A 22,771-nucleotide genomic window follows, 5' to 3' on the forward strand; every position below is an offset into this window, starting at 1 on the left:
TGTCAAAAATAACTCAAATTATTGTGGGATGGGCACGCGAGCCCGTCCCGAATATGCAATTTAAACGCGCAACAGCTTATGCACCGGTGCGGATCTGTGAGAGAGTCGCTTTTTTTGATAACTTTTCTAGGGCGACGCACCCGGAGCGCTACTGTTGCATGATTTTTGATAATTAGTATTATATTTATCAATCGGTTCCTTGCTGCCATTTTGTAGCTGGTGCAATACAGCCTAACAAAGATGATCGATAATATTTATCAAAGGACTGTTGAAATCCGAGAACCCAACTTCCGACAGAGCGATCGCACTATCATACTCAGTATAAGTTATTATATTGAAGCGACGAGCAGGCTGCTTTTCTCAACGAACTCCTACAAGCTTAAGAAGCCGTTTTCAGTATAGCCCTGGCTTCCTCAATATTTTGGGCAACCAATTTCCCCGACTCGATAAAGGCTGCTCTTTCGGTATCGCTGAGTTCGAGTTCCACTATTTGTTCAACTCCCTGATATCCCAAGCGGCAGGGCACTCCTAAAAAGATATCTTGCACGCCGTATTCGCCGTGCAAATAAACGCAGCAAGGCAAGAGTCGCGACTGATTAAATAAAATAGATTCTACCATCAAACAGACAGAAGATGCGGGTGCAAAATAAGCACTACCAGTCTTCATCAATTTTACAATTTCTGCGCCACCGTGGCGAGTCCGCTGTACGAGTCGATCAATAGTCGCAGCATCCATAAGTTGATTGATGGGAATACCGTTGACAGTGGAATAGCGGGGCAAAGGAACCATCAAATCGCCATGAGAACCGATGACAGTTGCATTGACTTGAGCATTTGAAACGCCCAATTCCATTGCAATAAAAGTTTGAAAGCGGGCGGAGTCGAGAACTCCCCCCATCCCCATGACTCGGTGTTTGGGCAAATCTGCCGCTTCCCAAGCTAAATAAGTCATGATATCTAGGGGATTTGTGACTGTGATTAAGATTGCTTCGGGAGAATGCTCGATCGCTTGTTTTGTGGCTTCGGTGACAATTCGAGCATTGATTTTAATTAAATCTTCGCGATTGATACCGGGTTTGCGCGGCACTCCGGCTGCAATTACTATGATATTTGAGTTGGCCGTATCTGTATAATCATTTGTACCGACAATTTGGCGATCGTGACGTTCCACTCCCCTAGCTTCCATCAAATCCAAAGCAACGCCCTGTGGCCAACCCTCCACAATATCTAACAATACTACATCTGCCAGATTTTTCTCAGCAATTCGCTGGGCTAAGGTACTGCCGACTTTGCCTGCACCAATAATTGATACGCGGTTTGATGGAGAATTCATTGGGTTTTAGGTTTTAGATTTTAGATTTTAGATTTTAGATTTTAGCAATCAGCTTAATTGGGGAAAGGTGCGCGGTGTGCACCCTTCGCTACATTAAGAACAGTGTGTTTAGTTTTGGTGAGTTACTGAAAATCTTCGAGTTGGTCTACCCGCAGCCAAATATTCGGGGTGGGAACTTTGCCAAATTTGACGAAGGCATAGTCGCCGCGAACATCCATCACTTCGCCCTTTGTTTCAAATATATAGGAGGAAAAGCGCTGGTCGCTGGCTTTGGCTTCTAGACTGTTTTCCAATTTTTCGCGTACAGCGCGAACTATGCTGCCTTTCTTGATTGCCATAACTTGCTTGGTTTAGTTTAAAAAACTATACAAATTTTAATCTAGATTTGGCTGCAAAGTCACTCGGCGATTGAAATCGCTACTAAACAAACGAAGTCACTCCAAGCTGACTAAGGAATAAAGGAGTCCGATTCGTGGGGTATATCTAAAATCTAAAATCTCAAGCCTAAAATCCCTTGACTGCTTCCTATGTCTGACAAAGGGGGCAAAAATGAGTCGATCGCCCTGCTAATTTTATACGTTGGATGGTTGTGGAGCAAGTGCGGCAGGGTTGGCCGGCGCGATTGTACACCCAAGCGACGCCGCCGTAGTTGCCGTTGACACCTTGGACGTTGAGAAAATTGCTAAAAGTGGTGCCGCCGGATGCGATCGCCTTCTGTAAAACTTGAATAATAGCGGTATGGATGCGCCCAATTTGCTCTGCGGTCAAATCCGCGCACAGAGTTGTGGGCATCACTCCCGACAAAAACAAAGTTTCGTCTGCGTAAATATTGCCCAAACCAGCTATCAGTGACTGGTCTAGCAAAGCTGTTTTAATGGGTCGCGCCCGCCGGTGCAGCTTGCGGGCCAAATATTCTGTTGTAAATTCGTCGGAAAACGGTTCGGGGCCTAAGAGTTTCAGACCGATGACTGTGCCCGAAACCTCGGTTTCTGCGGGCACGTACCACATTTGCCCGAAGGTGCGCTGGTCTACAAAGCGCAATTCTTGGTTTCCCTCAAAAAACAGCCGGACTCGCGCGTGTTTTTGCAGGGGCTCGGATCGGTTCACCCACAGCAGTTGTCCTGTCATCCGCAGGTGAACGCCCAGCCAGCCGGCTTTTGAAGGAGGGAAGAAGGCGGGCGCGGGGAGGGCGGGCACGGGGGCACCGCCCCTACATTGAGATAGTTCTGCCAGGAGGTATTTGCCGCGTCTGTACCAGCGGGCGATCGACTTTCCTTTGAGTTTCGTCAAAAAATCGGTCGCAGAGATTGAGCGGGCGATCGTGCTGTTTAGCAACACGTCCCCGTCCAAAATTTCTCGATCGAGGGTTGCTTGATTCAAACCCCGGCAAATAGTTTCAACTTCTGGCAGTTCTGGCACAATTAGCGTTGTTCTGTTCCTTGATTTGGCGAACCTTCGACGCTGCCGGTCACTTCGGCGCCCGGTTTGCTGTCGGTCGAAGTTTTCGGCTGCTGGGGGGCTCCTCCGCTGCCGGTTTTCCGGGTTTTCTCGTCCAGCGTGGTTTGTTTGCCGCCGGAAGCTACTGGAGTCCCTGTTTTCGCTTTTGCTTTGGGTGCTGACACTTCCACTAATTCGCTTTGGGCGAAGTTGTTGGTGTTGACGCCTGCATAATTTACGCTGTTAAAGCGAACGATAACTGGGTATTTAATGCCGCTTTGGTCTACCGTAGCAACGGTGCCCACTTCTTGATACCAGAAGGATTCTTTGCGGAGAATCCGAACTGTAGAACCGCGTTGAACCATGAGCTTTGTTTCCTTTGCGATGAATAAACGGATAAAGCCATTTTTTTTACTCTAGTCGATCGCGCGACGCATTTGAAGTCTGCAAGGAAATTTTTACCTGTCGCGCCGTTTTTTGATCTGCTTTTTGTAAAGAAAAGTAAATACTTTGCTAGGGCGATCGCTGGGGGACAAAAATAAATAAACAGACATTATCCGTTAAATACAAGCTGTGCGATCGGATCTATAAAAAACTTTACAAATAGGAGAGCAGGCCGGAGCGCCTACATAGTGCATTAATAGGATTTAGGCAGAGCCGTGGCAATCCCCCAGCAGGCCGCGTAGCCCCAAGCGCTCTGGGAATTGCCACGGCTCTGCACGAGAAGGTTGCGTAAATCCTCATTCAGTCAAGTTATCCACCATCTAGTGTGTTAATGTTTGAATCCTGCATCTAATCATCTAGCGATTGATAGCACCAACTCGGACGGCGCAGGAGATTGAAGGTATCTAGGTATCGAACTCGATCGGGCGCTTCTACTGTAGCAATCGCTTCATGCAATAAGCCTTGAGGGTTATCTACGTCCCACAAAGGATGAACGATAATAACGCTTTTATCTCCCACTGCAAAACCCGGTAAAGCGCCGAACTGTTCCCCGGAACAACTAAACGAAGCACAAAATATATCGCGCAAAGCAGTTGCATTCAGCAGCCAATTTTCTAAGTCAGGAGTAGAAAAATCCCCATCGAGTCCGCATTGAAAATTGCTGCTAGCCAATGCCCTCAGCAAGGAAAGTCCCAAACGCCAATCCAGCAGACCGTGATAGTTCATATTGCGGTACTGCTGCAAGCAATCGTAACAAGAAGAGTCGCATTTTTGGCGGTGTTGTGGTGACATAATTGCCTCAGCAAAGCTATTTTGAGAATTCAGAATTTTGTCTAAAAGGATGTCTTCCCAGTGATTAGCTAGCCAATAGGTGAAGCCAGAACCGTTAGCAAGGCGATCGCTAATTACAATTTCTCCTACTTTTTTATCCTCTAATTCAACCTGTCGCAAACCGCTGATGTCTAATTCTTCCGGATCGATGTCTAACTCCTGTGCTGCTACAGCACGAACCGTGAAAGCGGCTGAGTAGAAAGCAGCTTTGACAGCAGAACCGGGTGCAATAGGATCGAGGCACAATCCATCAGGTACAGTAACGGGCTTAATTCGCAGTACGCCAGTAGTTTTTGGGGCAATTATAGCGATCGCCTCTGACTCGCCCTGGGGTTTAAACCTCACCCCGTCAGGCTTATTCTGGAATCGCTCATCAATCCACTGATCGGGTAATAGTTTGTCACCGCGTCCAAATGTGGCAGTTCCTATTGCTCCCTTAAATAGCTGTCCTCTATTGTCATTGACGCGGAAAACGCGGCCGGACTTAGAGAAAGCTATCTGAGTATTCGTGTTATTTACTAAGTTAAAATCTTGAGGTTGGGCCTCGGCGACGCTGCCTGCACCTGTAATTAACGCATCGTATTCCTCTTTAGCGTCAGCTCCAGGATTGATGCTGGTACGGAAAGCTAAAGGGACAGCCCACTGAAAAACTCGAAATCCATGTTCCTCAGTTGCCTCGCATTTCGGACAGATTATATCTTCAAATATTGTATTAGAGGTTGCCGTATGTTGGCAGCGCTGACACCTCAACATCCATTTGCGATCGCTCACAGGTTCGCCCGCAGGAACTAACCCGTGTTTACCGTCTGAAATTAACGGTGCTGTAAACCCGATCGCGGTATAAATTCGCTTGTCTTTAGTTTTTTCGGAACCTGGTGCAAATTCCGCGACTGCTAAATCTAAATCTCGATCGATAGTAGAAACTTTCTGTTTTCTAGACGGTTCGTGATGGTACAAATCGCGCACTCTTGAAGGCATCCCGTACATCGGCAAAATCCCGCCCTCAGCGAGGCGTTCTGCCAATCCATCACCAGTCAATTCTAAGTTATTGGCGCACTCATTAATTTTATCAAACAACTGCTGACGTGCATAGTTTTCTAAGTTATCGCGCTCGATACCTTCAACGCCGACTAGCAGAGAATTTATTACCTCAGTTACTTCACAAGAAGTTCCCAACCAGCGCCGAACTTGTTCGCGCCGTTCTTCCGTTTCCTTCCAATTTTGAACTGTGCCAAATTCACCGTGACTGTCCGGCTTTTTTTCCACCTCCCAGCAGTTGACACCAGCAGCAATAAATGCTAGTCTCAAACATTCTTTGGTGAGGAGGCGCTGGGCCATCTCAACCTGTGACATAGCAAGAAAAGGAACCGGCGGCGGATCGCCCGTAATTTTTTCAGGATGCCGGTAATAAAACTCATCGTGCGATCGACCGCGACAGAGAGTAAGTACAATAGCAAAAGCCTGACCCCGGCGCCCTCCGCGACCCGCACGCTGCTGGTAATTAAAGCGCATCGGCGGCATATTTGCCATCACAACAGCCATTAAACTGCCAATATCAATTCCCACTTCCATTGTGGTTGTGACGCTCAAGATATCGATGGTATCTACTACTGGGATAAAATCTCTGTCTTGTTCGCCAAAATTCACGATGATGTTGCGGAAATGCCGCTGTCTTTCGGCCTGATCGTCGGTTTGCCCGGTCAACTCTTCGCAGTGCAACCGCAACGGTTGACGCTTATTTACAGCTTGGGTGGCGAAATAATTGCGATCGTACAAATCCCCGCATTTTCTATTAGATTTCGCTGGTAAATGTGCCAAACAATTAGTACAAACACCTCCGGCGCGGTGCAGGTGATGGCGCTGGCAAGACTCGCACTGCCACACGGGGTCATCGGACACAGCAACTCGTACAGATAAATACCGGGGATTAAGTTTAAAGTGGTGGTGTTGACCGTATTCGCAAATAGCAGATTTCAATGCGGGCTTCAATTCCTGTTCGGAAATTCCGCAAGCTTTTGCACACTCTTTAATATAATTCCGGAAGTTGGAGCGCGCATCACCCCAGTCTTTCCAGTCATCCAGCGGATAATCTTGAGGTTTTCTTGGATATCTGTACAATTCACCTAAAATTCGCAATACGCCATCGCAAATACTCTCAAATACTGAGCTTGAAACTCCGCATTGAATGGCTAGCTGTTCTAATTGATTTGGGAGTAAATTCAGGCGAATATAACCCAATCCAGATGCTTCAATCCCAAAGTACAGGCGACTAAAAAGTGTGTCGCAGACCTCAGATTTAACTTTTTCTCGAAGTGTGCTGTCTCGCCTTGTTTCTGCTTCAGGAGGCAAGTCTAGTTTCCACCCGGCGGTTGCAAAGTCAAATATTTTTGTCCAATGATGGTACTTTCCATCATAGGAAAATTCTTGGTAAAGAACATCGTTACCTGCAGGGTTAACGCCTAAGTTTACTAATCGCTGGATCAGGAGTCCCGGGTCTTGGGAATTCTCAATGCCTTCAAATAGTGCTCTGAGAGGAACTGTGCGGGTATTGCCTCTTTGCTGAATTTCGTTGAGTAGCTTCTGAGCATTATCTCGATCTTTCTGCAAAATTTTTACTGCTACAGGAGAAAGTTCTGGTTGCCAGGTCAAGTTAGCTGATTCAAGCTTTTCCTGTAACTCGCTGACAATATTGGGGTTGCGTTGAGCAAATAACTGGGCTTCAGGACGAGTAGGCTGACCATATTGTTGAATATCTTCTAATAAACGTAATTCGCCTACAGCCAACTGTCCGAGTTCATCAAAAAGTGCTTCTCGTACCAAGTCGTCGTAGTGCGATCGCTCAATGCCGTTGGATATTGAAGCGGCATCTTCGCGGCTGTCAGAAAACACAACTAATTTGCGGGATTCTGCATCTTCCGGTAACTGATAAAACAGTTCTTTGGAAAGTAATTGACTCACCTTAGAAAAACCTGTGCGGAACCAACGAACAGGCGATTTATTTTTTTTCTTAGGATGGCTGTAGTTAGCAGCACAGCAGGGACAAATGGAGGGTAATGCTCCAATAAATTCTTGCTTCTCTACAGAGAGCGATCGCAAGTGAAACAGATAGCCTTTCACCCACTGTTCGTCCGGGGAATCTGGATCTCCTAGAATAACACGACCGCTGCGGGTATCTAACGATGCTTTATCCCAGGAGGCTTTCTCGCCGCCTTCACCTTGTCTCGATGGCTGCTTCCAACCTTTGCAAACATCTTCATTAATATTTCTAAAAGGCCAAAACACGGCAAATTCAGAATACTTGCGGCGATCCAAAGCTATGGCTGTCTTGCGGTCGGGTATCCCTTCAATATCTGGTTCTGTAGGCAAAAGTTCCCATCCGTCTCCGTCATTATCCTGTCTTGTCAGCCTGTTTCCCCCAAGAAATACAGTTCTGCACTGTTCGCAATAAAGCAGTTCTAAAACTCGGTATTCGTCGTAAAGTATGGGAGGATTTTCGACAAATAGTTTGCCAACCAATCGATTTTTGCTGATTTCATTTTCTTCGCACCCGTGATTCGGTTTAGTGCAAGCCCACAGCCCCTCAATATTCCTGAAAAACCAGTGCAGCCGGAAAGATGGCAAAGATGTTTGGTTCGATAAACCGCGAGCCGCTAGAAGTCCTGTTACTGCGAGTTCGAGGTTTTCATCGGGTAAGTCATTGCCGAAAATCTGTTTAGCAAAATTAGCGATCGCTACGGCGCGAATTTTGCCGTCAACTTTACAAGCATTGACCATTCTAGCACCAACTTGCGCGGTTTCAGATTCCACAATTTGACGGCAAGCACTGTATGCAGCCGCTGACTGCAACGTTTCTGCATTGTTGATTTCTGGTGCTGCTGCCAAAGCGATAAACGGTTCGCTCTCCAGAAACTCTTGACCTTCAATTGGTGGAATTTGTTCTAAATGACCCGGTATAATCTGTTGGGAATTCCATTGAGAACCAAAGAATTGATTCAAAAATTCTAAGCTTTTTGGATCGTCTGGTTCTAAAGATGCACTAGAAGCAAGAACCCGCAATTTTGGATGACCGGGATGCAGCCCCAAACGTTGCAGCAAAAGTCGCAGCAAATAAGCAACTTCTGTCCCAGAAGTACCGCGATATAAGTGCAATTCGTCAACAATTAAATGAAAGACGCTGCCATCTTTGTTTAACCATTCCTTTGTTTTTTCAAAAATATCTCGTTCGAGATCGCGCATCAGCATGATACTGAGCATAGAATAGTTGGTGATTAAGATATCTGGCGGGGCATCTTTCATATCCCAGCGGCAGCGCATTTCTGCCCCATCTAAGCGCGGGAAAAAGAACCTCACATCTCGATCGCCAGTGCGATCGGCGTGTTCGCTAGCGCGATCGGCTGATAACTGCATCTGCTGCATTGCTTCCAGAAGTTCTTCTATTTTTTTTCCATTAGGTTTACGATTTTCTTTGTATTCATGCCCCGGTACGGGAGTAACGCCGTTGTACCTGCCAAAATAGACTCGATTGCCTTTTCTATTATCTTGAAACCAATCTCGCGCTGCTTGAGAATCTAAAGCGCGGCGCAGCCTGGTAAGCTGGTCTTCAACTAAAGCATTCATGGGATATAAAATCAAGGCGCGAACTGCTGCATCCCGCTGTTCGTGACTTCTCTGAGGAACCCGATAAGATTTCTTAAAGCTGCGTTTTTTATTTACTAACGGATTGCATTGGTTCTGCCATTGTTCATTTTTCCACCAATCGTTAAGGTGTTCTGGTTCGGCTTTAGGCGGCTTCCAATTTATTGATTCTTGCGCGAGGTAAGCAAACAAAGGTAACAGAAAAGATTCGGTTTTTCCCGAACCTGTACCGGCAGTTACTACAGCATTGTTACCTGCTAATGCTTGCCGTAGCATTTCGATTTGGTGCTCGTAGAGTTCGTAATTGCCTACAAGTTCGCACTCGGCAAGTTGTTTAAAGTCTTGAAGGGCAGTTTGATCTAATCCCGGTACATTTGAAATATCTAAATCATTGATGGTTTTACCTGATTTTTGATAGCTTGGCATCGGTTCAATCCATGGTTCTTGATGGAATGCACCGGGTTGGCGCAGCAGTCTTTCCCGTTCTCGTTCAATTTCGGGAAATTGAGTTCCGAAAGCGGTTTTTACATAAAGTAGAAAGTTGTCGCGAATTGTGTTAAATGCGTTAATTGGATTGTGCATAAGTTACCTCACTATGTTATATCTAAAGATTGCTGCAACAGTGTCTGCCCTAATTTAGTTGCGATCCTTTCTGCTATTTGAGGGGGAATAGCGGAGAATAAATTGAATCCCTGAATTTGCGGCCGAACACGCGGCATTTTTTCATATTTTGCTGCATAACCAGAACAAAGAGTTAAGGATCTTTCTAGAAGTCGTGGCAGCTTAGCGCTGGCGGGTACTGCCATATGGAATGTGCGTTTGTCGTAGATAAGAACATTCCGCCGCAGTGCTTTTAGAACAGCGTACCTCCCCCAATCGAGGTCTATTTCCGCACACATTCCATCTTGCCACAGATAATAAACTTTGGTGTTTCGGGATGGGTGACTGTATTCACTAAGGCGAATGGCGCCATCGGTTTCTTTTATGGATTGAAATTGTAAAGAAATCGGGTCAAAGGTTTTGCTTTGCCAGTTTAGTTCTGGTTCTTTAGACCATTCGATGGTAGCTAAGTAATCGTAAATACAAGCGGCAAAATGCAGCAAAGACCAGGCTGAAGGCGTTTCGATAAAAGGTATTTTAAGCAAATTGCCGATCGCCCTCAATTCTCCTACATCCTCCGCTTGCACGGCGACTCGCTTCGGTATCAACCCTAATTCATTGGATTGTTCTGTGACTTCCAGGTTAATGTGATGTCCCACCGACTGACAAGCCTCTGATAATTGTGCGATCGTAGCAGGCGATCGTGCTCCTGCTAAAATTGCTTGAGGAAAGCCAGCACAAGGCAACCGCACCAATACAGGGGGAGCAGCATAAACCTTACTCTTGCTGCGATCGCTAAAATTAAAGTCGCAATGACCTAGGGAATCGAGGGCGCGAATTGTTTGAAGTCTTTTATTCTTAATTCCGGTATTTTCCTCCATCACACCCGTCTCAAGATTATACAAATAATCAAAGGTTTCCTTAAAGGATAGCCAAGCAACTTCCTTTTTTGCAGAAATAACGTAGAGCAGCTTTTCGCTAGTTTCAGACACGTTCTGCCTCCTTCTGAAACTGTTTCCACAATGGTTTCAAGTTGGATCGATCTGGCGGGGAAATTATCTTGCGATCGTGCCACAATATTTCTTTCCAAGCCCGCATCTTCTTGCGGTCTTTGCACTTTGACATCGACGGTTGTGACTCTGCCAAATTGGTGCCACAAAACATTGCTTGACCGCGATGGCGACCTTTGGAAATCGCCCAAACAGGCTCCCAATCTGTAGGTAGTGATTCCGCAGGGCAGATTGCTATTTGCCCTGGTTCTTTACCTACATAGAAAATCCGCTGCTTTCCTTGTATTGGTAAAAAAGTGTTAAAGTTAAAGTCTGGGAAATCAACGCCCTGCACCCATGCACCAGAAACGCCCGCGCTCTCATTTTCCCCGGTGTGGATCTTCCCGAAGCGATCGAACTGTGGCGCGTTGCTTTGGGATGGCAAAGAATAGTTTTCTACCAATAACAGAGAACAGCGTTTGATAATATCATCTCCACTGCGTGCTTCAATTAGCAACTTCGTTTCCGCTGTATCGGCTGGCAGTTCATAAATACCTGCTGCTTCCGTGCAATCTAACAGCTTATTATTGCCAAATACTTTTATTGATTCATTGGCACCTTGCAGAACCAATTTCGGCGGGGCAAACTTAAAGAATTTATTGCCTCTTTCCAGGCGGATTCCCCCAGCTAACTCTAGCCGTACATTAGTCGGTAAAGCTAAGATTGGGTATTTTTGTTTAATCAGCTCGTCACTGCAAGCAGCCTGCGCTTTGAAAAAGTGCCACCCACTGGGCAAACCATCTATTATTTGCAATTTTTCAAAGCCTTGACAGCTCGATTCTCCCCATCTTGTCAGCAATTCCAAACACTCTTGATGAGCAGCTAAATAAAATGGCTTTTGAGTGGGCAACTGCCGCACTTCCACAATACCTGGCAATCCCTGACTGTCTCCATTAACGAATACTCGAATGGGCGATGCTGGCAGCTTAAAACACCATTTAGAGTCAGCCGATCGCACTTGCAAACCTTTCAACCAATCAAACTCACAACCAACCAGCGGTTTTCCGTCTGACTCACATATTAGAGGTGAAGACAAACCCCCACTATCTTCGTAACAGGAAAAAGCTTGAGAATTGTCTTCTAAAAATAACAGCAAATCCTCTTCAGGAAATTCGTGTTTGGTACTGCAACGCAAGCTTAGGCTAGCGCGTTTGGCAATTGAATCGAGTTTGCAGCACAATCTCAAGATTCCGTAAATCTGCGTCTTACCTGAATCTTCAGCAGTTCCATCCCAATCGCGCAATTCATCAATAATCCATTCGAGCAATGCTTGGCGAAGTTCGTCGCTGTCTCTGGTTTCTTTTAATAAGCTTAAAGTCCGTTCTCGCAGTTGTTTGCGCCCGTGCTTGACTAACAAAAGTGCGATCGCCCCCTCAGCGGGATATGAAATAGGATCTAAGTCAGCAGCGGCAAAAATAGCCGGGAGTGCGCGCCGTTCTTCCTCAGTCAGAAGAGTTTGTGCAAGCGGCAATCCAATGTGATTTCTCTTGCCAATGCTGGTGCTGTTGAAGATACCCAATTCGCCAGATTTATCTTGATTAGACCATTTTTCTAAATCTTCCCAGAGTTCCGACATCCGGTTAAATGAAGGATACTGCCCTGTGGTAGGTTCTTCGCCTAGTAATGTTCGCAAGCGCGGATAGTAAGAATGGGCGGCAAAAGTTCCTTCAATACCGGCTGCTAAGACAAAGAGCGCTAAATAAGCGATATAAGGCGGATAGTCTAATTCTCGCTGCTGCCAATTATCCCGGCTTTGTAAGGCTTTCACGCACAAACCCTGCCTTGTCACCCCAGGAGGCCCCGTTTTGATAGCTGCAATAAAATCTGACAAATCAACACCCCTTTCTTGACCAATATCCGTTATTAGTTTCTCTGTGACATACAGGTGAACGGTACTGTCCGCCATTTCCGGTTTAAAGAAATGAGATGCGATTGAATTATTCCAGGTTAAATAATCCATTTTTATGTTTTATATAATTTGACGTAAATTGGTAATTTTAAGTATTATAACTCTAGTTGCTAAGCAGGTGAGTATAGAGAAACTTAATTATGTCGAAATCGCCAGCCGATATCGATTATAAGACTTGGTGATGGCGTCCGTATAGCGAACAATAATAGGGTTTATATCCGTGAAGTTACTTAGTTAAATATGATGTCGTGCGAAAATTTAATAAATTAATGACAGATAAAATCGATCGACCATTAGCAACAGTAATACTCGCAATCAGTGCCGACGGTAAAATTGCCGATGCAGTACGATCGCCCGCGAGATTCGGTTCTGCCAACGACAAAGCCCACCTCGAACAGCAAGTAGCAGCAAGCGACGCCGTTTTGTTCGGCAACGGCACTTTACAGGCCTATGGGACGACGATGAGAGTGATTTCGCCGGAATTGGTCAAACAGAGGGAACTGCAAGGGAAGCCACCACAACCGGTGCAAATCGTGTGTTCGCGATCGGTCCAATTTGACCCAAACTTGCGATTTTTCCAGCAACCGGTGCCTCGGTGGCTGCTGACGGGGCAAGACACTAGGGAAACGCCATTGCCGTCTCCGTACCCGACGAAAGACAGTAAGTTCGATCGCACATCTGGCACCATTCTCAAGAACGGGCAAGATGCCCGTTCCACAACAGAGGAATTTTCTTGTGGAACAGGCATCTTGCCTATTCATAAAAAGCTTATTGAGAATGGTGCAACATCTCAATTCGATCGAATTATCTATGCGAAAACCGCAGGTGAAGAGATTGATTGGATTGATGCGTTTCAACAGCTAGCCAGCTTCGGTATCAAACGCTTGGCGATTCTGGGTGGGGGAAAACTGGTAGCGTCTGTGCTGGCTGCAGGCTTGGTAGACGAACTTTGGCTGACGGTGTGTCCGTTAATTTTGGGCGGGGCGGATGCACCGACACCTGTGGAGGGAAAGGGTTTTTTGGCGGATTTAGCTCCGAAATTGGAGCTTTTGGCGGTTAAACAGGTGGGACAAGAGGTATTTTTGCATTATCGGATCGATCGCAGAGTCAAAATACCCATAAATAGGGGAGTTGTATTAAGTTAAATGAACAAGACTTACGCATTGAGAGTCTCAAAGCTCGATCCCCCCTAACCCCCCTTAAGAAGGGGGGGACAAGAGTATTCTCAAAGTCCCCCTTTTTAAGGGGGATTTAGGGGGATCTCTGCGTAAGTCTCGATGAAGTTCGCTCTACGCACAAATCTCCCTATGCTGAAACAGCCAAAACCTGAATATTCTGTAGCCTGGATTAGCAAAATAGGCGAAATCCCCCAAGCGTCGTGGGATGCCCTAGCGATGCCACTAAAAACTCCATTTCTCGAATGGGATTGGCTGAACAATCTCGAAGTATCGGGCTCTGCGACAGGTAAAACCGGTTGGCTACCGCATCACTTGACTGTGTGGCGAGACAAACAGTTGATTGCTTGCGCGCCACTTTATGTCAAAAGCCACAGCTACGGCGAATTTGTATTCGATAATCAGTGGGCGGATTTAGCTCAACGTTTGGGTATTCAATATTATCCCAAATTGATGGGAATGACGCCGTTTACTCCGGCTGAAGGCTATCGGTTTTTGATTGCCGAGGGGGAAGATGAAGACGAGTTAACCGGAGTAATGGTAAGCGCGATCGACCATTTTTGCGATCGCCACAATATCTCCGGCTGCAATTTCCTTTATGTCGATCCAGAATGGCGGCAGCGCATGGAACGCCACGGTTTCAGCGCTTGGTTGCACCACAGTTATATTTGGCAAAATCAAGGCTATCAAAATTTTGACAATTATTTAGGCGCATTTAATGCCAACCAGCGCCGCAATATCAAACGCGAACGCAAAGCAGTTGATCAAGCTGGTTTGTTGGTAAAAACGCTGACAGGCGATGAAATTCCCCAAGCCATGTTTGCTCAAATGTATGCTTTTTATGAGAATACTTGCGACAAATTTGGTTGGTGGGGAAGCAAGTATCTGACTAAGCGATTTTTTGAACAGTTGCACCACAATTATCGCGATCGAGTTTTATTTGTAGCCGCCTACGACAAGGAAGATGAGAGACAGCCGATGGGTATGTCTTTTTGTTTGTATAAGGGCGATCGACTGTACGGCCGTTATTGGGGAAGTTTGCAGGAAATCGACTGCTTGCACTTCGATGCTTGTTACTATACGCCGATCGAATGGGCGATCGATCGGGGCATCCAAAGCTTCGATCCCGGTGCCGGCGGGCGGCACAAAAAACGGCGTGGCTTTCCAGCTACGCCCAATTATAGTTTGCACCGATTTTATAACAACCGTCTTGCCCAAATTCTCAAGTCTTATATCGGTCAAATCAACGAAAGAGAACAGGAAGAAATTGATGCAATCAACGAGGATTTACCTTTTACTAAGTTACCTCCGTTGTTACTCGGCGAGTGACGGTTGACTGGGAATTGGGAATTGTAAATTAGTAACAGCCCATCGGTGTCAACCTAATACTAAAACCCTGTGTATATCTCGTTTGTATCGAAGTTTCGATCCCCCTAAATCCCCCCGATCGGTGGGGAGTAGGGGTTGACTTTGAATGCTCTTTCCCCTTTATTAATGGGAGTTAGAGGGGAGGTAAGAATACTCTTTTCCCCCCTTATTAAGGGAGGTTAGGGGGCTCTAAACTCAACTATAAACGATATTGATTATGGATTTGAGTCTTAAGTTGACACGAATGGTAACAGTCAACAGTCAACAGTCAACAGTCAACAGTCAACAGTTAAACTAATTCAAAATTACCTTGCCATCTTCCTGAATTTGCAGCGATTTTGTATCAGCCTCCAACTCAGTTGTCGCGCCGAAACTGACTTGCAACATTCCCGGCATCGCGGTTGCTTGGGGGCGAACCAGCAGCAATCCGCCGTCTGGGCGCTGATAAGTGATGGTGATGGGCACTTGGATGGCTTGAAGCAAAATTTCCGATTGTTCGCCCAGAGTGCGCGGCTGGGTGACGCCTACGATTTGATAATTGATGACGGCATTGGTGGTATTCACCAGTTTAATTACTATCATGCCTTCGGCAGGCGTAACTCGCGCACTGGGCATGGGGAAGCGGGCAGGCGCGTCTGTTGGTGTAGAGGGCATCCCGCTGGGGCCCGGACTCGCAGCCGGAGTTGGTTCGCTGACGGGTTCTTCAGTGGCTGCGGGAGTCTCTGCGGGTTGGGAAACGGGTTTTCCTTGTTGGGGCGGGGGGCCGCCGGCGTGGGAAATTGTTGCGAGACTAACGAGTAAACCGACGCCGGTGGCTGCTAGCAAGCTGATTTTTTTAAACGGTAGATTGTGGCGAAACATAAATAACTCCTCACAAGTTCGATCGAGGTTGTCTAACAAAGTTCATGTTAATCTATGCGGGAATTGAATTTTAATAGCTTGGTTTGGGCCAGAGGTAAGAAGAATCAGGCTTGAGGGGGAGATTTTTTTTTACCGCAGAGGGCGCAGAGGGCGCAGAGGAGGAGGGGAAGTTTTAGAGGTGGGATGCTTCTGATTTGTGGGCGGGGAGGGTGACGGTAACGGCTGTACCTCGATCGACTTGGCTGTCTATGCGGATTTGGCCCCGGTGATTTTCGACAATTGCTTTGGCGATTGCTAATCCTAAGCCGGAACCGGCGGCGCTGCGATGGGTGCGGGCGGGATCTGCGCGGTAGAATCGATCGAATAAATGTGGCAGGGCTTCTGGGGAAATTCCGATGCCGGTGTCTGTTACTTTTATTTGCAGGGCTGGATTTAAGATCGGCGAATTTCTTTTGTTTTTGGCTGCAAGTTGCAATTCTACTTCTATTTCTCCGCCAGAGGGTGTGTACTGCACGGCGTTGCTGACTATATTGGTAAAGAGTCGGGCTAGTTGATCCCAGTCGCCCAACAGTGTAAAGTTGTCCTCAGCGTTGGGCTGATCGACAATTTCCAAAGAAAGAGAGAGATTTTGGGTAGTGGCGATCGCCTGTTGTTCTTCAATTACCTCCATCAGCAAAGCATCGAGGGGAACTTCAATCCACTGCTGTTGCACGATACCGCTGTCTTGTCTGGCTAAAAACAGCAAATCGTCAACCAAGCGCCCCAAACGGCGGGTGAGGCGTTCGATAACTTGTAGCTGTTGGTGTTGCTGCGGTTCGATATCCGGTTCCGCCAAAGCTACTTGGACGTTAGTTTGAATAGTGGCGATCGGATTTCTGAGTTCGTGAGAAGCGTCGGCGGTAAACTGTTTGAGACGCCCGTAAGACTCTCGCACCGGTGCCATTGCCAATCCCGACAGCAGCCAGCCAATCGCCGCCACGCAAATTAGAGTTAAACTCGCGCCCAAAATCAAATCAAGAATTAATTGGCGGATGGGTTTTGTCACTTCAAACCAAGGATGACTGACTCGCAAATATCCCAGAACTTGCCTGCCGATTTGTACTCGCTGGGTTACTTGTCTGAGAGAATAGTTTTGAGCTGACTGCAACTCATTATTAATTATCCAAACTGTTTCGCCGGTGCGGTTAGCGTGAATGGGAATATTCAGCGGTTCCGATAATGTAGACCACAGCAATTCGCCCGTAGGACTGAACCATTCTAAATCTATGTGGTCGTCTTCTACTGCATCGGTGCTATCTCGAAAACTGGCTTGAATATTAACTTGCAATTTATTTTTATCTGTGGTATTAGGGATTTTGAGCGGTTCGATAACGAGAGTTCGCTCTATTACTTCGACAACATGATTGAGGGTGTCATCAATGCGATCGATCAAAGTAGTGCGGACGTAGAAATAGAAACCTGTGGCGAATACAAGTAATAATACGGCAGTAACGGCAGTGTACCAAATAGCGAGGCGGCGGCGAGTAGCTTGGAACATATTGCGAAGGAAGTTCGGCAACTGATTTTGTAGTGGATTCAAGAGATTTAACTCATATGTTGCACCATTCTCAATTAGCCTTTTCGGAACAGGCTTTCCGGCCTGTTCCACAAGAAAATCTATTCTTTGTGGAACAGGCCGGAAAGCCTGTTGCTGACAATGGTGCAACATCTCAGTTTAACCAATTTAATAACTATAACCTTCTTCCCTTCCTTCGTGTCCTTCGCGCCTTCGCGGTTCGTTAAAAAAAAGCCTTGTTCGCAAATTATCTCAAAAAACTCTAACAACTTTCCATTCTTGATACTTCAGACAGATGTCGAGAAAGCTGTCACCATAGTATTCTAATCGCGAAACTTTTTAGGTAAAAGCTTGTGAATAAATTTTTATTTCGAGCCGCGATCGGGCTGTTAATGGCATTTTTTGGGGCAATCACCTATTTTACAAACGACGTAGAAAATCCGGTAACAGGAGAGAGACAGCGGGTGCAGCTTTCTCCCCGCCAAGAGATAGTTTTGGGATTGCAGGCGCGAGATCAAATGGCCGCCAAGCACGGGGGGCTTTATCCCAGCCAAAGTATTCAGCAGTATCTCGATCGAGTAGGAGCACGAGTTATCAACGGTTCGGTGGCGAAACAAGCGGGTTATCCGTTTGAATTCCACCTGCTGCGAGACGCCCAAACTGTGAATGCTTTTGCTTTACCGGGGGGACAAGTTTTCATTACTGCGGGGCTGCTGGGGCGGCTGAATTCGGAGGCTCAGTTGGCCGCTATACTCGGGCACGAAGCCGGTCACGTTGTCGCCCGCCACGGTGCGGAACACTTGGCAAAACAGCAGTTGGGCAGGGCTTTGGTAACGGCGGTTGGGGTGGCTACTAGCGACGATCGCGGGGGCGGGCAGCAGGCAGCATTAATTGCTCAAGCTGTCAATCAAGTTGTCGGTTTGCGGTACGGTAGATCGGATGAACTTGAGAGCGATCGGCTCGGTTTTCGGTTTATGACTGAAGCTGGTTACGATCCTAGAGGTATTGTTGAGGTGATGCAAATCCTCGGTGCCGCTAGGAAGGGCGAAGCGCCGCCGGAGTTTTTGAGTTCTCACCCCAACCCTGAAAACCGAGTGCAAAAATTGCAAGCTTTAATCGCGCAAAATTACCCTAACGGCGTTCCAGCTAATTTGGAGTCTGGACGCGATGAGTTTGCTAAAAATGTGTCGGGCGGTTAGCAATAATTGCATCGGGCTTTACCGAAATTAATGGGTCTAAAGCCCCGTCCTTCTAGGACGGCTTTTTATTTTATTGTATTTTATTTTCTCTGAGTCCCCCATGAGAACATTTTGACTATACAATAATAGTATGAAGACTCTGAAGTTCAAACTATACAATCATAAGCGAAATAAATACCTCAAGCGAACCATCAATGCTGCCGGGGTAATTTATAACCATTGTATAGCACTCCATAAACGGTACTACCGGATGTGGGCTAAGCATTTGAACTGCGCCAAACTTCAGGCTCATATTGCCAAACTGCGGAAGCGCAATCCGTTCTGGCAGTTGGTTGGAGCTCAAGCTGTGCAGGATATCTGCCAGCGCATTGAGAAAGCCTACCAGTTGTTTTTCAAACATCATCAAAAAGGAGTGAGGGCGCCGGGATTCAAGAAAGTAAAGAAATATAAGTCTTTCACCTTAAAACAGGCTGGATACAAGTTTTTAGGTGGCAATCGGCTCAAGATTGGGCAGAAAGTGTATCAATATTGGAAATCGAGAGAAATTGAGGGAACAGTCAAAACTTTAACCATTAAACGCACGACATTAGGTGAGTTGTTTATGGTTGTGGTTGTTGATAGCGTTTCGGAGTCAGAAAGCAAATTCGAGACGAGTAGAATCGCTGGATTTGACTTTGGTTTAAAAACGTTCCTCACCGTCTCGGATGCTGCCAAAATCGAATCGCCTCAATTCCTCAAACAGTCGCTTAATGCCATCCAGAAAGCGAGTCGCCAGCACTCTCATAAACAGAAAGGTTCAGCCAATCGGGAACGCGCTAGAAAGCATCTTGTTCGCCAGCATGAGGATGTGGTGAATCGGCGCTCTGACTGGTTCTGGAAGCTGGCACATAAACTAACAGATCAGTTTGACGTGCTGTGCTTTGAGACGTTGAACCTGAAGGGAATGCAACGCCTCTGGGGACGGAAAATTTTAGATTTAGCATTTGGGGAATTCCTGCAAATTCTGGGATGGGTGGCGACGAAGAAAGGTAAACAAATCATTTTTATCGACCGTTGGTATCCATCGAGCAAGACTTGCTTTCATTGCAGTCATGTTCTGGAAAAACTAGATTTATCAGTGAGAGAATGGCGTTGTCCGTCCTGCCAATTACTAAATGGGCGGGATGAAAATGCCGCCAAAAATATTTGTGCGGTTGGGGCATCAACCGCTAAGTTAGGCGATGTCAGACGGGCGAGAGCCTGCAATTGCTGTTTGACCTTAGAATCCCCGTGCCTGATGGCCGGGGAGTATGTCAAAAAAGTTATTACTAAAGGCGGATCTAAGTTCGGCTTTAAGTTGGCACGATCGACTTAATGAGCGATCGAGCAATTGGAAAGTTGAAAACCATGATTGAATCTTGGATGATTATCGGGGGCGTGACTTTCTCAGTCGCCTTCGGAACTCTGTTTTTTAAACTCCGCGATATTAATTGGGCCGTCAAACTTGAAAGACCGGATTGGATGTTTTTTGAGCCTGCTATTCCGTTAATTTGGACGGTGATTTTTGCTTGCGGGGCCGGCAGCGCTACTTTCGTGTGGGAACAGGAGCCAGGGAGCCTTAAAACTTTGCTGCTGATGGCTTTGTACTTGCTTTTAGAAATTGTCACAGTTGCTTATATTCCTGCTACTCTCAGAGCCAAAAGTCTGAAAGTAGGGACTATTTTGGGAGGGGCTGGCGAGATTTTAGGGGCTGTGTTGACGTTGGCTGTATTGCCGATTTCTCAAACCGCGGCTTTGTTACTTTTACCTTACGCGATTTGGGGTGCGATCGGCACTTATACCACTTGGGAAATGATTAATTTAAACCCAGAAGCTGCATAAATCTTCGGTGTTATTCGGCGCACCCTACATACTATAACCCTCGGCTCTTGCTTCGTGTCATTAGGGTCTTCGCGGTTCGTTAAAAAAAGCATTGTTAATAATAGCAAATCCGTGCTAGCGGGTTAACCCACCCGATAAAGTGAGGAAATCCGCTTAACAGTGTGTGGGTATTTGATGAGAAAATAGATGAATAAAACTGCTTTAAATCAAAGGATGACAGTTATCAATGGCTATTAAAGACCAGCCCCAAGCACCTCGTTTTCGCCAAATTAGCAATATTTTGTTATTGCTCTCAAGTTTGTTTTTGCTGGCAAACATCTTTTTACCCAATTTGTTCGGCCCCCAAATTCCACAAGTGCCTTACAGCTTGTTCGTCCATCAGGTTCAAGAACAAGATGTAGTCAGAGCTTCGGTAGGTCAAAATGAAATTCGCTACCAACTCAAAGGCGAAGGTGATAAACCCGGTCAAGTGCTGTCAACTACGCCGATTTTTGACCTGGAATTGCCTAAACTTTTACAAGAAAAAGGCGTTGAATTTGCGGCAACTCCCCCTTCCAAAAATGGCTGGATCGGCAGTGTTTTAAGCTGGGTAGTTCCGCCGCTGATTTTTGTGGCGATTTTTCAATTTTTCATGAACAGGCAGGGTGGCGGGCCACAGGGCGCGCTCTCGCTGGGCAAAAGCAAAGCTAAGGTCTATGTAGAAGGCGAATCGGCGAAAATTACTTTTGCTGATGTGGCTGGAGTAGAAGAGGCTAAAACTGAATTAGTCGAAGTTGTTGAATTCCTGAAAACTCCCGACAGATTTACGGCAATCGGTGCGAGAATTCCGAAAGGCGTGCTGTTAGTCGGGCCTCCGGGAACTGGCAAAACGCTGTTAGCAAAAGCAGTGGCTGGTGAAGCTGGCGTACCGTTTTTTAGCATCTCCGGTTCGGAGTTTGTGGAACTGTTTGTAGGTGTTGGTTCTGCCAGAGTTAGAGATTTATTTGAGCAGGCTAAGAAACAGGCTCCTTGTATTATTTTCATTGATGAATTGGACGCGATCGGCAAATCTCGTAGCAGTAACGCTAGCTTTGGGGGGAATGATGAACGCGAACAAACTCTCAATCAATTGTTAACTGAAATGGATGGTTTTGCGGCGGGCAATACTACGGTAATTGTGCTGGCTGCAACTAACCGCCCGGAAAGTTTGGATGCTGCTTTGTTGCGCCCTGGCCGTTTCGATCGCCAAGTTTTAGTCGATCGCCCCGATTTATCTGGTCGCGAAGAAATTTTGAACATTCACTCTCAAAAAGTGAAGTTGGGCCCGGATATTGACTTGAAGGCCGTGGCCGCTCGCACCCCCGGTTTTTCGGGCGCAGATTTGGCAAATTTGGTCAATGAAGCTGCTTTGTTGGCGGCCCGCAACAAACGACTAACTGTAGCGCAGGAAGACTTTTTTGAGGCGTTTGAGCGCGTTGTGGCCGGCTTGGAAAAGAAAAGCCGGGTGCTCAATGAAAAAGAGAAAAAAATTGTGGCTTACCACGAAGTCGGGCACGCGATGGTTGGTGCTGCACTGACCGGCGGCGGCGAAGTGGCCAAAATCTCGATCGTCCCGCGCGGTATGGCAGCATTGGGTTACACGTTGCAGGTACCGACAGAAGACCGTTTCTTGTTAGATGAGTCGGAATTGCGGGGTCAAATTGCGACTTTGTTGGGCGGGCGATCGGCTGAGGAAGTCGTGTTTGGTAGCATTACTACTGGCGCTTCAAATGACTTGCAAAGGGCGACTGATTTAGCTGAACGGATGGTGACAACTTACGGGATGAGTAAGGTTTTGGGGCCTCTTGCTTACGATCGAGGTCAACAATCAATGTTCCTCAATGACGGTATGGGAAATGCCCGCCGTGCGGTGAGTGCTCAAACTGCTGAGGCGATCGACCAAGAAGTGAAGGAAATTGTCGAAACTGCACATCAGCAAGCTTTGGATATTCTGAAAGCAAATCGGGAATTGTTGGAAACAATTACGCAGAAACTGTTGGAAACTGAGGTGGTGGAAGGTGACGCACTTCGCGAATTCCTCCGTCAAGTGCGGCCTTTAGATAAGGTGGCGGCTTGAGTTTAATAGGGTTTAATCGGACTTACCCATGAGAGTCCAGAAACCGGGTTTTTATTGAGAAGACGCGCTGTAGGCGACAAATTCGGAAAAAACCCGGTTTCTTTATTCGGAGTGCGTCCAGGACTGTTTAATTAAACCGGACAAACGCAGATGAGTCCAAATCATCTGCGTTTTTTAGTGTCCGGGTGAGTTCAGCCGTTAGCCAGTATCAACGGACACTACACCCGGTGAGATAACTTTTATGCCGATCGACTTGCGGCCGTCATGACAATCAGAATGCCAAATTGGCTTCGCACCATAGGTTTGCGCCTCCCGCACGCGCCGGGATTCAGGCTGTTTTGACAGCAGCCAACAATCCATGCTACTTTGTCGTATAGGCTACACACAAACTGATTCTGCTACTGGATCACTGAGAAAAAC

16 protein-coding genes are annotated in these 22,771 nt (G+C 46.7%); 6 read left to right on the forward strand and 10 right to left on the reverse strand.

The annotated features are described in order from the left end of the window. Window positions 1–379: 379 nt before the first annotated feature. From mdh to QUA88_RS08145, 7 genes are all read right to left on the reverse strand, one after another. Window positions 380–1,333, reverse strand: coding sequence for a malate dehydrogenase (gene mdh / locus QUA88_RS08115; protein ID WP_333053997.1), 954 nt, complete (start codon window positions 1,331–1,333; stop codon window positions 380–382). Window positions 1,334–1,455: 122 nt separating this feature from the next. Beyond that, on the reverse strand, window positions 1,456–1,671 hold the full coding sequence (locus QUA88_RS08120) for an NAD(P)H-quinone oxidoreductase subunit O (protein WP_333053996.1): 216 nt from the start codon (window positions 1,669–1,671) through the stop codon (window positions 1,456–1,458). 187 nt (window positions 1,672–1,858) lie between these two features. Further along, window positions 1,859–2,752, reverse strand: coding sequence for a DNA-formamidopyrimidine glycosylase (locus QUA88_RS08125; RefSeq protein WP_333271152.1), 894 nt, complete (start codon window positions 2,750–2,752; stop codon window positions 1,859–1,861). Window positions 2,753–2,754: 2 nt separating this feature from the next. After that, window positions 2,755–3,135, reverse strand: a complete 381-nt coding sequence (locus QUA88_RS08130; RefSeq protein ID WP_333053993.1) for a photosystem I reaction center subunit IV — start codon at window positions 3,133–3,135, stop codon at window positions 2,755–2,757. A 427-nt stretch (window positions 3,136–3,562) separates the two neighbouring features. Beyond that, complete coding sequence (locus QUA88_RS08135; protein ID WP_333053992.1) at window positions 3,563–9,262, reverse strand: DEAD/DEAH box helicase; 5,700 nt, start codon at window positions 9,260–9,262, stop codon at window positions 3,563–3,565. Window positions 9,263–9,273: 11 nt separating this feature from the next. Then, window positions 9,274–10,272 carry a hypothetical protein gene (locus QUA88_RS08140; RefSeq protein WP_333053991.1) on the reverse strand — a complete coding sequence of 333 codons (999 nt, stop codon included), beginning with the start codon at window positions 10,270–10,272 and terminating at the stop codon, window positions 9,274–9,276. Then, window positions 10,265–12,289: a hypothetical protein gene (locus tag QUA88_RS08145; RefSeq protein ID WP_333053990.1), complete on the reverse strand. Its 2,025-nt coding sequence runs from the start codon at window positions 12,287–12,289 to the stop codon at window positions 10,265–10,267. The genes QUA88_RS08140 and QUA88_RS08145 overlap by 8 nt, the downstream gene beginning before the upstream one ends. A gap of 218 nt (window positions 12,290–12,507) precedes the next feature. On the opposite strand from QUA88_RS08145, the gene QUA88_RS08150 reads away from it, so the two are divergent. Further along, window positions 12,508–13,383 (forward strand): dihydrofolate reductase family protein, encoded by an 876-nt coding sequence (locus tag QUA88_RS08150; protein WP_333271157.1) that lies wholly within the window; start codon window positions 12,508–12,510, stop codon window positions 13,381–13,383. Between the two features lie 162 nt (window positions 13,384–13,545). Beyond that, window positions 13,546–14,742: a GNAT family N-acetyltransferase gene (locus QUA88_RS08155; protein ID WP_333271160.1), complete on the forward strand. Its 1,197-nt coding sequence runs from the start codon at window positions 13,546–13,548 to the stop codon at window positions 14,740–14,742. 333 nt (window positions 14,743–15,075) lie between these two features. Here the strand turns inward: QUA88_RS08155 and QUA88_RS08160 are convergent, their stop codons facing one another. Then, on the reverse strand, window positions 15,076–15,642 hold the full coding sequence (locus tag QUA88_RS08160; RefSeq protein WP_333053987.1) for a hypothetical protein: 567 nt from the start codon (window positions 15,640–15,642) through the stop codon (window positions 15,076–15,078). Between the two features lie 172 nt (window positions 15,643–15,814). Beyond that, window positions 15,815–17,179 (reverse strand): ATP-binding protein, encoded by a 1,365-nt coding sequence (locus QUA88_RS08165; RefSeq protein WP_333054089.1) that lies wholly within the window; start codon window positions 17,177–17,179, stop codon window positions 15,815–15,817. Window positions 17,180–17,550: 371 nt separating this feature from the next. Here QUA88_RS08165 and QUA88_RS08170 point away from each other — a divergent pair, with 371 nt between their 5' ends. The 4 genes from QUA88_RS08170 (at window position 17,551) to ftsH4 (ending at window position 22,351) form a co-directional block, all read left to right on the forward strand. Beyond that, entirely contained in the window at window positions 17,551–18,396 is an 846-nt protein-coding gene (locus QUA88_RS08170; protein WP_333053986.1) for a M48 family metallopeptidase, read from the forward strand. Between the two features lie 130 nt (window positions 18,397–18,526). Continuing rightward, the gene (locus QUA88_RS08175; protein ID WP_333053985.1) at window positions 18,527–19,750 is read left to right on the forward strand and encodes a transposase; all 1,224 of its coding nucleotides are present in this window, start codon (window positions 18,527–18,529) and stop codon (window positions 19,748–19,750) included. Further along, window positions 19,750–20,256: a tryptophan-rich sensory protein gene (locus QUA88_RS08180; RefSeq protein WP_333271163.1), complete on the forward strand. Its 507-nt coding sequence runs from the start codon at window positions 19,750–19,752 to the stop codon at window positions 20,254–20,256. The genes QUA88_RS08175 and QUA88_RS08180 overlap by 1 nt, the downstream gene beginning before the upstream one ends. A gap of 226 nt (window positions 20,257–20,482) precedes the next feature. Then, window positions 20,483–22,351, forward strand: a complete 1,869-nt coding sequence (ftsH4, locus tag QUA88_RS08185) for an ATP-dependent zinc metalloprotease FtsH4 (protein ID WP_333271166.1) — start codon at window positions 20,483–20,485, stop codon at window positions 22,349–22,351. A 198-nt stretch (window positions 22,352–22,549) separates the two neighbouring features. On the opposite strand, the gene QUA88_RS08190 is transcribed toward ftsH4, so the two are convergent. Then, window positions 22,550–22,711 (reverse strand): hypothetical protein, encoded by a 162-nt coding sequence (locus QUA88_RS08190; protein ID WP_333271169.1) that lies wholly within the window; start codon window positions 22,709–22,711, stop codon window positions 22,550–22,552. Between the last annotated feature and the right edge of the window lie 60 nt (window positions 22,712–22,771).

Origin of the sequence: Microcoleus sp. D3_18_C2 (genome assembly GCF_036702395.1) — a bacterium.
GTDB lineage: Bacteria > Cyanobacteriota > Cyanobacteriia > Cyanobacteriales > Microcoleaceae > Microcoleus.

Bases quoted from the DNA above. Each gene is read 5' to 3' on its own strand.
- mdh (WP_333053997.1), bottom strand. From the start codon at position 1,333: ATGAATTCTCCATCAAACCGCGTATCAATTATTGGTGCAGGCAAAGTC.
- QUA88_RS08120 (WP_333053996.1), bottom strand. From the start codon at position 1,671: ATGGCAATCAAGAAAGGCAGCATAGTTCGCGCTGTACGCGAAAAATTG.
- QUA88_RS08130 (WP_333053993.1), bottom strand. From the start codon at position 3,135: ATGGTTCAACGCGGTTCTACAGTTCGGATTCTCCGCAAAGAATCCTTC.
- QUA88_RS08135 (WP_333053992.1), bottom strand. From the start codon at position 9,262: ATGCACAATCCAATTAACGCATTTAACACAATTCGCGACAACTTTCTA.
- QUA88_RS08145 (WP_333053990.1), bottom strand. From the start codon at position 12,289: ATGGATTATTTAACCTGGAATAATTCAATCGCATCTCATTTCTTTAAA.
- QUA88_RS08150 (WP_333271157.1), top strand. From the start codon at position 12,508: ATGACAGATAAAATCGATCGACCATTAGCAACAGTAATACTCGCAATC.
- QUA88_RS08155 (WP_333271160.1), top strand. From the start codon at position 13,546: ATGCTGAAACAGCCAAAACCTGAATATTCTGTAGCCTGGATTAGCAAA.
- QUA88_RS08160 (WP_333053987.1), bottom strand. From the start codon at position 15,642: ATGTTTCGCCACAATCTACCGTTTAAAAAAATCAGCTTGCTAGCAGCC.
- QUA88_RS08165 (WP_333054089.1), bottom strand. From the start codon at position 17,179: ATGTTCCAAGCTACTCGCCGCCGCCTCGCTATTTGGTACACTGCCGTT.
- QUA88_RS08175 (WP_333053985.1), top strand. From the start codon at position 18,527: ATGAAGACTCTGAAGTTCAAACTATACAATCATAAGCGAAATAAATAC.
- QUA88_RS08180 (WP_333271163.1), top strand. From the start codon at position 19,750: ATGAGCGATCGAGCAATTGGAAAGTTGAAAACCATGATTGAATCTTGG.
- ftsH4 (WP_333271166.1), top strand. From the start codon at position 20,483: ATGGCTATTAAAGACCAGCCCCAAGCACCTCGTTTTCGCCAAATTAGC.
- QUA88_RS08190 (WP_333271169.1), bottom strand. From the start codon at position 22,711: ATGGATTGTTGGCTGCTGTCAAAACAGCCTGAATCCCGGCGCGTGCGG.